Raw genomic sequence first — 12,564 nt, 5'->3', positions numbered from 1 at the left:
AGGAGGGTGTAGGAAATGACTGTACAAGAAATTTCACGAGTAATCGATGGCAAACGCGTTATTGTGAAGAAACCTGAACTGTTAATCCCTGCGGGTAACTTAGAAAAATTAAAAGTAGCTATCCATTATGGGGCAGATGCTGTATATTTAGGTGGACAAGAATTTGGTCTTCGTTCGAATGCAGGTAACTTTACACTGGAAGAAATGGCAGAAGGTGTTGAATTTGCAAAGAAATATGGAGCAAAAATATATGTAACAACAAATATCTTTGCACATAATGAAAATATGGACGGGCTAGAGGAATATTTAAAAGGGATTGAAAAAGCTGGCGTAACGGGAATTATCGTTGCTGATCCGCTTATTATTGAGACTTGTAAACGTGTAGCGCCTTCTGTTGAAGTGCATTTAAGTACACAACAATCACTATCCAACTGGAAAGCAGCACAGTATTGGAAAGAAGAAGGTTTACATCGTCTTGTATTAGCTCGTGAAGCAAGCTATGAAGAAATGAAAGAAATTAAAGAAAAAGTGGATATTGAAATTGAAGCATTCGTCCATGGTGCAATGTGTATCGCATATTCAGGCAGATGTACGTTAAGTAACCATATGACAGCACGTGACTCTAACCGTGGTGGTTGTTGTCAATCTTGCCGTTGGGACTATGATTTAGTTCAAACAGTATCACAACATAAAGATGCAAAAGAGCTTCCTCTATTCCAAGAAGAAGATGCTCACTTTGCAATGAGTCCAAAAGACTTAAATTTAATTTTATCAATTCCGAAAATGATTGAAATTGGAATTGATAGCTTAAAAGTTGAAGGACGTATGAAATCAATTCATTACGTAGCGACTGTAGCAACGGTATACCGTAAAGTAATTGATGCGTATTGTGCGGATCCGGATAATTTTGAGTTTAAACAAGAATGGTTAGATGAGCTTGATAAATGTGCAAATCGTGATACAGCTCCCGCATTCTTTGAAGGGGTTCCAGGACATCAAGAGCAAATGTTTGGAAATCATAGTAAGAAAACAACGTATGATTTCGCTGGTTTAGTGTTAGATTATAATGAAGAAACGGGCATTGTAACGATTGAGCAACGTAATCATTTCAAACCAGGACATGAAGTCGAGTTCTTTGGACCAGAAATAGAAAACTTTACGCAGACGGTGGAGAAAATTTGGGATGAGGATGGAAACGAATTAGATGCAGCGAGACATCCGTTGCAAATCGTGAAATTCAAAGTGGATCAACCAGTGTATGTGAATAATATGATGCGCAAAAGCATACTTCAATAAGAAAGAGTGATAGTCGAATGGGGACGAATAAGCCTGTTGTAATTGGAATTGCTGGTGGTTCGGGATCAGGTAAAACGAGTGTAACGAAAGCGATTTTTGACCATTTTAAAGGTCATTCTATTTTAATCTTAGAGCAAGATTATTATTACAAAGATCAAAGCCATTTACCAATGGAAGAGCGTTTAAAAACAAATTATGATCATCCGCTTGCGTTTGATAATGATCTGTTAATTGAACATTTGCAGCAGTTGCTTGCATATGAGCAAATTGATAAGCCTGTATATGACTATACATTGCATACGCGTTCAGAAGAAGTTATTCCAGTTGAGCCGAAAGATGTAATCATTTTAGAAGGAATTCTTATTTTAGAAGACCCACGTCTTTGTGAGTTAATGGACATAAAGCTATTCGTTGATACAGATGCAGATCTTCGTATTTTACGCCGCATGCAGCGTGATATTAAAGAGCGCGGTCGTACGATGGATTCAGTAGTTGATCAATACGTAAGTGTTGTACGTCCAATGCACAATCAATTTATTGAGCCTTCTAAGAAATTTGCGGATATTATTATCCCTGAAGGTGGACAAAATCATGTTGCAATTGATATTATGGTGACAAAAATTGCAACAATTCTTGAACAAAAAGTAAATTTGTAATAGCATAGTAAAAGATATACGATAGGAAGGGATTTTTTCCCTTCCTATCGAATACAATGAAACATGCAACCTCATCTATATATAGGTGAGGGCATATTTATATCAACTTTCCATACATATCTTCTTTATATAAAGAAGAATTGGGAATACGGGGTTGTATGTGACAACTCCGCTAGTACAGGCGTGCTAGAAACCTCCGCTATACATATAAGTGGGGGAGTTTTCATATGGAACTCCTCTTTTTTTTCGGGGGATTGGTATATAAAAGGAGTGGAAAATATGGCAACAGAAAAAACATACCCTATGACGCAAGAGGGTAAGCAAAAGCTAGAGAACGAACTTGAAGATTTAAAAACGGTAAAACGTAAAGAGGTTGTAGAGCGCATTAAGATTGCACGTAGCTTCGGAGATCTTTCTGAGAACTCTGAGTACGATGCAGCGAAAGATGAGCAAGCGTTCGTAGAAGGACGTATTACACAATTAGAAAACATGATTCGTAACGCAGTTATCATCACAGATAACGGCGAAGAATCTACAGTTGTTACATTAGGTAAAACAGTAACATTTAAAGAGTTGCCAGGTGGAGATGAAGAATCTTACACAATCGTAGGTAGCGCAGAAGCAGATCCATTTGAAGGAAGAATTTCTAACGATTCTCCAATTGCAAAAAGCTTATTAGGTAAGCAAATTGGTGAGAAGGTAGCAATCCAAACTCCAGGTGGAGAAATGCAAGTAGAGATTATCTCTGTAAAATAATAAAAAATCACTCGTGTAAAAGCGAGTGATTTTTTTATTTGTATAAAAGATGAAACACTCCGTCCAAACTATAATAGACGAGGTGTTTTTTTATGAAAATAAAACGGAGAATTACAATTGTTTTAATTTGTTTTATGTGTATCATGTTTATTTTACTTTGTCGTTTAATTCAAATACAAATTATAGATACAGAATCATTTACAGATCGTAAGATAAATTTAATTGAAAAAAGTGTTACACAACGGACGCAGTCCATTACGGTAGATGATGGAAGAGGCCATTTTATAGATCGGAACGGTAAGGAAATAGGTGAGAAAAAGTATCCTGTTTTAATTGTTTTTCCATTTCTACAAATAAAAAATGACATGTTAGAGAAAATTGCGCATATCATTGGTGTGTCGAGACAAGAGATTGAAAGTCAAATGAAAGACAAGAAAAGTGCATTTATCATGCAAAGGGGAAATGGTCCATTTCGATTGGCACGAGAGCAGATGGAGAAGGTAAATCAATTAAATGTATTAGGTATTGTAGCAGCTGAAGTTCGTTTACGGCAAACTGGCGCGATGAATCATTTAATTGGCGATGTGGGGGAGAATGAACGAGAATTTCAAAAACGATACGGAGAAGTAAGAAAAATTTCAAGGCAAACGCCAATTGGCATTTCAGGATTGCAGCAATCATTTGATGAATTTCTTTTGACCGATGGAGAGGCAAAAGTATTGTATCAAGTGGACCGACAAGGAGAACCGATTTTTGGAAAACAAGCGAAATATACTGCGCCTGGAAATCCGTTTTATCCAGTGACGATTCAAACAACTTTACATAACAGGTTACAGCAAAAAGCAGAAGAAGTGGTTGAAGCAAGCGAAATAAAGAAGGGGGGATTAGTATTACTTGATGTAAAGAAAAATGAAATTTTAGCGATGGTCAGTAAACCATCTGTACAGGTGAAGGATGAGCGTTTATATACAACTACACTTGAAAATCAAATGTTAACACCACATTTTCCCGGTTCTGTTTTTAAAACAATAGTTGCAGCGGCAGTGATTGATCAAAATGAAAATGTGTTTAATCGTACATTTAATTGTAATCAAGATTTATATGGTGAAGACCATCCACAAGTTATGATGGGTACACTTAGTTTTAAAGAGAGCTTTGCTAGAAGCTGTAATAGGACATTTTCAGAGTTAGGTAATGAGCTAATACAAAAGGATAAGATGGTGTTAGAAACTTACGTAGCAGCGTTAGGAGGCGCTGGTAAGGTTGGATGGAAAGGTTCTGTATTTCATACAACTCATTTTGAGCAAATGCCAGAGGAGAAGAGGGTTACGATTTGGGGGAGTGAAGGAAATAAGAATAGTAAAAAGGCGGTAGCGCAAACCGCGATTGGACAGAAAGATGTACGTATGTCACCTCTAGCGATTGCAAATATGATGGCGACGATTGCTAGGGATGGAGAAAAGATGGAAGTGAAAGCTGTGGAAAAAATAATGTATAAAAATGGAACGGACTTTTATACATTTGAAGACCATACAATAGGCGGGAAACAGCTTTCGTATGAAGCGGTTAAAACATTACAAGAGTTATTAAGGGGCGTTGTAACAACGGAGAAAGGAACAGGAGCCGCATTCAGGTCGTTGCCACTAAGTGTTGCCGGAAAATCTGGGACAGCGCAAACAGGAAAAGGGACGAAAGTGAATCGTTGGTTTGCAGGGTATTTTCCATATGAAAATCCAAGATATGCTTTAGTTGTCGTGGATATAGAAACGAATAGTAATGGAAATGAAGTTACACCTATTTTCAAAGCTATCGTAGAATCAATCTATCGATTAGAGAATGAAAAGTAATCTTGCAATTCATATTGAAATGTTTTCATTTCGTGAAAATATTATTGTAAATGTTCAACCTTTCTAGATTTAATGTTACAATAGCAAGTATGAAAAACTGCATGGAGGTTTGAAGAATGGCAGGAGGATCTAGATTCCAACAGAAACAACAAAAACGTCGTCAAAACGGTGTTTTAAATATTGCAATTGCAATTGTATTAATATTAGTAGCTATTGTATCATATCAATTGTTTGTTCCTGAAAGAAAAGAGCAAGCGTCTTCTAGTGATAAAAAAGTAGCTCAGCAAACAACGAAAGAGAATAAAGCTGAGAAAGCTAAAGGCAAAGAAGAGCCGAAGAAGAACGAGCAAGATAAGACAGAGGCTAAGAAGCAGGAAGAAGAAGCGAAGCAAAAGGCTGAGGAAGAACAGAAAAAAGCTGAAGAAGAAGCGAAAGCTAACGAGAAAGCACCAGCTGAAAAAACACAGTCACAGGCAACAGATGCTTATACGAAATCTTCTTGGAAGCCAGTAGGTACAGAGCAAGGTGCAACACCTGCGATGACGTTTAAAAAAGGTACAGCAGATTGGAATGAGATGAATCAAGCGATTTCAGCTGCAATTGACGTTCCAGTAAATCAATTAGTTATCCATAGAATTGGAAATAACGGTAAGAATAAAGCTTACGGTAACGTACAAGATAAACAATCAGGTAAAAAATATTATGTGAATATTGATTGGGTAGAAAATGAGGGCTGGAAACCAGTACTTGTTCAAACTCTAAACTAAAAAAGAGAGGCTCCTTAGGAGCTTCTCTTTTTTAGTTAGCGTAATTTCTTTAATTTAAAATGAACAACCGCGCTATAATATGGACTTTTGCTTTCGGGATCCATAACCATTTGATGCGAGATGTGATGAACTTCAAGCATAAGTGCTTTATTATTATCGATTTGTTCGCTAATTTTTCGTTCCAAAGAAGCTAAGTCTCCTGCTTCGAAAAACTCTACTTTATCTTCTAACATTTCAAAGGTAAATGACACGAAGACGACCCCTCTCCTATGTAATCAACTATAGTGTAACAAAGAAAAGAATGAAATACCATGTACATTTCAATTGACATTTTTAGCAAGAGGGCATATCATACTGATAAAACCGATAAGAAAAAGGGGAATTTTTATGGGGACAGAATTTAATGGTTTATTTGATGAGTGGGCTCATACGTACGACTCATTCGTACAAGGCGAAGATATACAATATAAAGAAGTTTTCGCTCATTATGAGGATATTCTAGAGGATGTAGTTAACAAGTCATTTGGTAATGTATTAGAATTTGGTGTTGGTACTGGAAATTTAACAAATAAATTATTACTTGCTGGCCACACAGTTTACGGTATAGAACCGTCACGTGAAATGCGCATGATTGCAAAAGAGAAATTGCCGCAAGAGTTTTCGATTACAGAAGGTGATTTTCTTTCGTTTGAAGTTCCAAATTCAATTGATACCATTGTAAGCACCTATGCATTTCATCATTTAACAGACGATGAAAAAAATGTAGCGATTGCGAACTATAGTCAATTGCTAAACAAAGGTGGTAAAATAGTGTTTGCTGATACGATATTTGCAGATCAAGATGCATATGATAAAACTGTTGAAACAGCAAAACAAAGAGGTTTCCATCAGTTAGCAAACGATTTGCAAACGGAATATTATACACGTATTCCAGTCATGCAGTCTATTTTTGAAAACAATGGCTTCCATGTAACGTTTACGAGATTAAATCATTTCGTTTGGGTAATGGAGGCAACTAAGCAATAGAAAGAGGGATTAGATTGAGAATTGCTGTAATTGGAGCAATGGAAGAAGAAGTACGTATTTTACGTGACAAATTAGAACAAGCAGAAACAGAAACGGTTGCGGGTTGTGAATTTACGAAAGGACAATTAGCAGGACATGAAGTAATCTTGTTAAAGTCTGGTATTGGTAAAGTAAATGCAGCGATGTCAACGACAATTTTATTAGAAAGATATAAGCCTGAAAAAGTAATTAATACTGGTTCAGCTGGTGGCTTCCATCATTCTCTAAACGTTGGAGATGTAGTTATTTCAACAGAAGTTCGTCATCATGACGTAGATGTAACAGCATTTAACTATGAGTATGGTCAAGTACCAGGAATGCCTCCTGGATTCAAGGCTGATGAAGCATTAGTTGCATTAGCTGAGAAATGTATGCAGGCAGAAGAAAATATTCAAGTTGTAAAAGGTATGATTGCAACAGGTGATTCATTTATGAGTGATCCGAACCGCGTTGCAGCAATTCGTGATAAATTTGAAGACCTTTATGCAGTAGAAATGGAAGCAGCAGCTGTTGCACAAGTATGCCACCAATATGAAGTTCCGTTTGTTATTATTCGTGCACTTTCTGATATTGCTGGTAAAGAATCAAATGTTTCATTTGATCAATTTTTAGATCAAGCAGCTCTTCATTCTACAAACTTTATCGTAAAAGTACTAGAAGAGTTAAAGTAATGTAACAAAAAGGCAACTGTCTCATATAAAGAAAATACATACAGTTGCCTTTTCTTTATTGGCAAATAAGGGGGAGAACACGATGAATGTATATCGTGGAGTTCATGAGTTGATTGGTCATACGCCAGTTGTAGAAATTACTCGTTTTTCACTTCCAGAAGGGGTCCGTTTATTTGCAAAGCTTGAATTTTATAACCCAGGTGGAAGCGTTAAGGACCGTTTAGGAAGAGAATTAATCGAAGATGCGCTAGAAAAAGGGCTTGTTACCCAGGGTGGAACAATTATTGAACCGACCGCTGGAAATACTGGTATTGGACTGGCACTTGCAGCGTTACAACATGATTTACGCGTTATTGTTTGTGTACCAGAGAAATTTAGTATTGAAAAACAAGAATTAATGAAAGCGCTAGGCGCAACGGTCGTGCATACACCAACTGAGCAAGGAATGACCGGTGCAATTGCAAAAGCAAAAGAATTAGTAAATGAAATACCGAATTCATACTCTCCAAGTCAGTTTGCGAATGAAGCAAACCCGCGTGCTTATTTCAAAACACTAGGTCCTGAACTTTGGGATGCACTGAACGGAGAGATTAACATATTTGTTGCAGGAGCAGGAACTGGTGGTACATTCATGGGGACTGCATCTTATTTGAAAGAAAAAAATGTAGATATAAAAACGGTTATTGTGGAACCAGAAGGATCCATTTTAAATGGTGGTAAAGCTGGTTCGCATGAAACAGAAGGGATCGGCCTTGAATTCATCCCGCCATTTTTGAAAACATCTTATTTTGATGAAATTCATACAATTTCTGATCGAAATGCATTTTTACGAGTAAAGGAATTAGCGCGAAAAGAAGGACTGCTTGTTGGGAGCTCTTCAGGAGCGGCATTTCATGCAAGTTTACTTGAAGCAGAGCAAGCGGCGCCAGGTACAAATATTGTAACGATTTTTCCTGATAGTAGTGAGCGTTATTTAAGTAAAGACATATACAAAGGATGGGAATAAAAAATGAGAGCAAAGACAAAGTTAATTCATGGTATTCGCATAGGAGAACCTTCAACTGGATCTGTAAATGTACCGATTTATCAAACAAGTACGTACAAACAAGAAGCAGTTGGTAAGCATCAAGGATATGAATATTCACGTACAGGCAACCCAACACGTGCAGCTTTAGAAGAAATGATTGCAGTATTAGAAAACGGTCATGCTGGTTTTGCATTTGGTTCAGGAATGGCTGCTATTACAGCTACAATTATGTTGTTCTCAAAAGGTGACCACGTTATTTTAACAGATGATGTGTATGGTGGAACGTACCGCGTTATCACGAAAGTATTAAATCGCTTCGGTATTGAGCATACATTTGTAGATACAACCAACTTAGAGGAAGTTGTAGAAGCAATTCGTCCGAATACGAAAGCGATTTATGTGGAAACACCAACGAACCCATTACTGAAAATTACTGATATTAAGAAAATATCTACTCTTGCTAAAGAGAAAGATTTATTAACAATTATCGATAACACATTCATGACGCCATATTGGCAGTCGCCGATTACTTTAGGAGCAGACATTGTACTTCATAGTGCAACGAAATATTTAGGAGGTCATAGTGACGTAGTTGCAGGCCTAGTAGTTGTAAATAGCCCGCAATTAGCAGAAGACCTTCACTTTGTACAAAACTCAACAGGAGGCATTCTTGGCCCGCAAGATAGCTTCTTACTACTTCGTGGCTTAAAAACATTAGGAATTCGAATGGAAGAGCATGAAACGAATTCACGCGCAATTGCCGAGTTTTTAAATAATCATCCAAAAGTAAATAAAGTATATTACCCAGGTCTTGAGTCACATCAAAACCATGAACTTGCAACAGAACAAGCAAATGGATTTGGTGCTATTATCTCATTTGATGTAGATAGCGAAGAAACATTAAATAAAGTACTTGAGAAATTACAATACTTTACACTTGCTGAAAGTTTAGGGGCAGTAGAAAGTTTAATTTCTATCCCATCTCAAATGACACATGCATCAATCCCAGCAGATCGCCGCAAAGAATTAGGAATTACAGATACATTAATTCGTATTTCTGTCGGTATTGAAGACGGTGAAGATTTAATTGAAGATCTAGCACAAGCGTTAGCATAATAAAAATGCACTGCTAATATAAGGCAGTGCATTTTTATCACATCATTTTGTGAAATATTTCACAAAATAGACATACACAAATGAAATTATTTCATGTATATTAAGTTCATGAAATGTTACTCACGAACAATCTTGTGAAATGTTTCACAAACAATGAGGTTCATGTAGGAAAGCAACTCTATTTTTTTACGCTAATCGGGACTTATTATGACCTATAGGGTCTCATTTAGTCCACGATAGCAGAATAGGAGGAATTTACATGGTAGTCAAAGAGAAAGTTGTAAATGAAATGCAGGAAGTAAAAGAGATGATTGATACGTTAGTGAATAACGGTCGAAAGGCTTTACAAGCATTAGAAGGTTTTACACAAGAGCAAATTGACAACATTGTTCACGAAATGGCATTAGCAGGTGTGGATCAACATATGCCGCTTGCGAAGTTGGCTGTTGAAGAAACGGGTCGTGGTGTATATGAAGATAAATGTATTAAAAATATTTTTGCTACTGAATATATTTGGCATAGCATAAAAAAAGATAAAACAGTAGGGATTATTCACGAAGATCCTCATGAAGAAATAATAGAAATTGCAGAACCTGTCGGTGTAGTAGCTGGGGTAACGCCAGTAACGAATCCAACGTCGACAACAATGTTTAAAGCATTAATCGCGATAAAAACGAGAAATCCAATTATTTTCGCATTTCATCCTTCAGCACAAAACTGTTCCATTGCAGCGGCGAAAACAGTATATGATGCAGCGGTGAAGGCGGGGGCACCAAAACATTGTATTCAGTGGATTGAAAAACCTTCTGTCGAAGCAACAAAACAATTAATGAACCATGAAGGTGTTGCGCTTGTTTTGGCAACTGGAGGAGCAGGTATGGTGAAATCAGCTTATTCTACTGGAAAACCAGCGCTAGGTGTAGGTCCTGGTAATGTACCATGCTATATAGAGAAATCAGCGCATATAAAACGAGCTGTTAATGATTTAATTTTATCAAAAACATTTGATAACGGTATGATTTGTGCATCAGAACAAGCAATCATTATAGACAAGGAAATTTATGATGATGTGAAAACAGAAATGATTGCAAACAATTGTTACTTTGTAGCAGAAGAAGAGAGAAGAAAATTAGAAAAGCTAGTTATTAATGAAAATACATGTGCAGTAAATAGTGATATTGTAGGGAAATCAGCGCAGTACATTGCCGCATTAGTTGGAATTACTGTGCCTGAAAATACAAAAATGCTTGTAGCTGAAATACAAGGTATCGGAGCAGCATATCCACTATCTCGTGAGAAACTGAGTCCAGTATTAGCGTGTGTAAAAGCAAATTCATTAGAAGAAGGATTTACATATTGCGAAGAAATGTTAAACCTTGGTGGTTTAGGACATTCAGCAGTCATTCATTCTACAAATAAAGAAGTACAAAAACAATTTGGATTACGTATGAAAGCTTGCCGTCTTATTGTAAACGCCCCTTCATCACAAGGTGGAATCGGTGACATATATAATGGATTTATTCCATCACTTACGCTTGGTTGCGGCTCGTATGGGAAAAACTCAGTTTCTCAAAACGTAACAGCGACGCATTTATTAAATATAAAAAGGTTGGCAAATAGAAAAAAGAATATGCAGTGGTTCAAATTACCACCAAAAATTTATTTTGAAAAACATGCGACAGCATATTTAGCAAATATGCCTAACATTTCACGTGCATTTATTGTAACGGATCCAGGAATGGTTGAGCACGGATATGTAGATACGGTTACGCATTATTTACGTAAACATGCAAATGATGTAAAAGTCGAAGTTTTCTTTGAGGTCGAGCCAGATCCATCAGATGAAACTGTGTTTAAAGGTGCGGAAATGATGAGAAGTTTTAAGCCAGATGTAATTATCGCACTTGGTGGTGGTTCAGCTATGGATGCAGCGAAAGGGATGTGGCTTTTCTATGAGCACCCAGAAACAACATTCTATGGAATTAAACAGAAGTTTTTAGATATAAGAAAACGTACATGTAAATATCCGGAATTAGGAAGTAAGGCGCAGTTTGTTGCCATTCCAACAACATCAGGAACAGGATCAGAAGTGACACCATTTGCGGTTATTACAGATAAGAAAAATAATATAAAGTATCCGCTCGCGGATTATGAATTAACACCAGATGTAGCAATTGTTGATCCACAGTTTGTAATGACAGTACCACCACATGTAACAGCAGACACTGGTATGGACGTATTAACGCATGCAATCGAGGCGTATGTGTCTGTTCTAGCAAATGACTATACAGATGGATTAGCATTAAAGGCCATTGATCTCGTATTTAAATATTTACCAAGAGCATTTAAAGATGGAAATGACGAAGAAGCGCGAGAAAAAATGCATAATGCTTCTGCAATCGCTGGGATGGCATTTGCAAATGCTTTCTTAGGTATTAATCACAGCTTAGCACATAAAATTGGACCGGAATTTCATATTCCGCATGGGCGTGCGAATGCAATTCTTATGCCGCACGTAGTTCGCTATAATGCTATTAAGCCACGAAAACACGCGTTGTTCCCAAAATATGAGCACTTTGTAGCTGATGAACGCTATGCACATATTGCGAGAATGCTCGGGCTTCCAGCAGGCTCGACAGCAGAAGGTGTGGAATCACTCGTCCAAGCAATTATTGAGCTTGGAAAAAGCTTAAATATAAATATGAGTATTGCAGGACAAGGAGTTGCTAAAGACCAATTTGAAGAGGTTGTTGGATTATTAGCAGAAAGAGCTTTTGAAGATCAATGTACAACAGCTAATCCAAAATTACCTCTCATTTCAGAGTTGAAAGAAATTTATATGGAAGCATATAAAGGGGAGTAATGGTTATGAAAGAGTCGCAATAAAGCGGCTCTTTTTCATTTGGAAAACATCTCCCAGAATGGCTGTATTTACTGGTCTTTAAGTTTAATAGAATATGATACAGTGAAATAGGGGAGTGAGAATATAATGAAAGAATTACAAGGAAAAATAGAAGATTATACTCGGTTCGGACAAATCCTTCTCGCTGTAAGTACATTGTTAATGGTTGGCTTATTGATTCCGAATGGAGCAAAAGAAACAATACAATCTTTTGTTATGATGGGGAGCACCATTATATTTTTAAGTTTATCATTCTTTTTCTTTCAGCGTGTGAAAGTGATGCGAGATCAGTTAGAGGGAAATGAATGTGAGTAATATTATGAAATAGAGCACTACGAAAAGAACGAATCTTTTTGTAGTGCTTTTTGTTTTTGAAAAAATGTATGCGGTTTATATTGACAATGATAATCCTTATCAATTAAAGTAGAATAGTAGTTAATGATTATCATTATCAGTTAGAG

General features: G+C 36.8%; 12 protein-coding genes. 11 read left to right on the top strand and 1 reads right to left on the bottom strand.

Features of this window, described 5'->3' with window-relative positions; genetic code table 11:
* The first annotated feature begins 15 nt into the window (after nt 1–15).
* The 5 genes from MKX31_RS19870 to MKX31_RS19850 all read left to right on the top strand — a co-directional run bounded on the left by MKX31_RS19870 (nt 16) and on the right by MKX31_RS19850 (nt 5,322).
* The gene (locus MKX31_RS19870; RefSeq protein WP_000217969.1) at nt 16–1,296 is read left to right on the top strand and encodes a peptidase U32 family protein; all 1,281 of its coding nucleotides are present in this window, start codon (nt 16–18) and stop codon (nt 1,294–1,296) included.
* A 17-nt stretch (nt 1,297–1,313) separates the two neighbouring features.
* Nucleotides 1,314–1,952: a uridine kinase gene (gene udk / locus MKX31_RS19865; RefSeq protein WP_000537083.1), complete on the top strand. Its 639-nt coding sequence runs from the start codon at nt 1,314–1,316 to the stop codon at nt 1,950–1,952.
* Nucleotides 1,953–2,231: 279 nt separating this feature from the next.
* Nucleotides 2,232–2,708: a transcription elongation factor GreA gene (gene greA / locus MKX31_RS19860; RefSeq protein WP_000179964.1), complete on the top strand. Its 477-nt coding sequence runs from the start codon at nt 2,232–2,234 to the stop codon at nt 2,706–2,708.
* A gap of 92 nt (nt 2,709–2,800) precedes the next feature.
* The gene (locus MKX31_RS19855; RefSeq protein WP_064474728.1) at nt 2,801–4,555 is read left to right on the top strand and encodes a peptidoglycan D,D-transpeptidase FtsI family protein; all 1,755 of its coding nucleotides are present in this window, start codon (nt 2,801–2,803) and stop codon (nt 4,553–4,555) included.
* A gap of 116 nt (nt 4,556–4,671) precedes the next feature.
* A complete protein-coding gene (locus MKX31_RS19850; RefSeq protein WP_064474729.1) occupies nt 4,672–5,322 on the top strand; it encodes a YrrS family protein in 651 nt (216 codons plus the stop codon).
* Nucleotides 5,323–5,357: 35 nt separating this feature from the next.
* On the opposite strand, the gene MKX31_RS19845 is transcribed toward MKX31_RS19850, so the two are convergent.
* The gene (locus MKX31_RS19845) at nt 5,358–5,573 is read right to left on the bottom strand and encodes a YrzA family protein (RefSeq protein ID WP_064474730.1); all 216 of its coding nucleotides are present in this window, start codon (nt 5,571–5,573) and stop codon (nt 5,358–5,360) included.
* 136 nt (nt 5,574–5,709) lie between these two features.
* On the opposite strand from MKX31_RS19845, the gene MKX31_RS19840 reads away from it, so the two are divergent.
* The 6 genes from MKX31_RS19840 to MKX31_RS19815 all read left to right on the top strand — a co-directional run bounded on the left by MKX31_RS19840 (nt 5,710) and on the right by MKX31_RS19815 (nt 12,418).
* Nucleotides 5,710–6,348, top strand: a complete 639-nt coding sequence (locus MKX31_RS19840; RefSeq protein WP_088048081.1) for a class I SAM-dependent DNA methyltransferase — start codon at nt 5,710–5,712, stop codon at nt 6,346–6,348.
* A gap of 14 nt (nt 6,349–6,362) precedes the next feature.
* Nucleotides 6,363–7,058: a 5'-methylthioadenosine/S-adenosylhomocysteine nucleosidase gene (mtnN, locus tag MKX31_RS19835; protein ID WP_001217038.1), complete on the top strand. Its 696-nt coding sequence runs from the start codon at nt 6,363–6,365 to the stop codon at nt 7,056–7,058.
* Nucleotides 7,059–7,140: 82 nt separating this feature from the next.
* Nucleotides 7,141–8,064: an O-acetylserine dependent cystathionine beta-synthase gene (locus tag MKX31_RS19830; RefSeq protein WP_088107373.1), complete on the top strand. Its 924-nt coding sequence runs from the start codon at nt 7,141–7,143 to the stop codon at nt 8,062–8,064.
* Nucleotides 8,065–8,067: 3 nt separating this feature from the next.
* Complete coding sequence (locus MKX31_RS19825) at nt 8,068–9,201, top strand: bifunctional cystathionine gamma-lyase/homocysteine desulfhydrase (protein ID WP_001201925.1); 1,134 nt, start codon at nt 8,068–8,070, stop codon at nt 9,199–9,201.
* 259 nt (nt 9,202–9,460) lie between these two features.
* A complete protein-coding gene (gene adhE / locus MKX31_RS19820; protein ID WP_064474732.1) occupies nt 9,461–12,064 on the top strand; it encodes a bifunctional acetaldehyde-CoA/alcohol dehydrogenase in 2,604 nt (867 codons plus the stop codon).
* Nucleotides 12,065–12,190: 126 nt separating this feature from the next.
* Nucleotides 12,191–12,418: a YrhC family protein gene (locus MKX31_RS19815; protein WP_000661459.1), complete on the top strand. Its 228-nt coding sequence runs from the start codon at nt 12,191–12,193 to the stop codon at nt 12,416–12,418.
* The last annotated feature ends 146 nt before the right edge of the window (nt 12,419–12,564 follow it).

It is taken from the genome of Bacillus sp. FSL M8-0063 (genome assembly GCF_038005545.1).
Classification (GTDB): Bacteria; Bacillota; Bacilli; order Bacillales; family Bacillaceae_G; genus Bacillus_A; species Bacillus_A wiedmannii.
The sequence above is the reverse complement of the archived record's forward strand: the minus strand, read 5'-3'. Positions and strand labels throughout refer to the sequence as shown.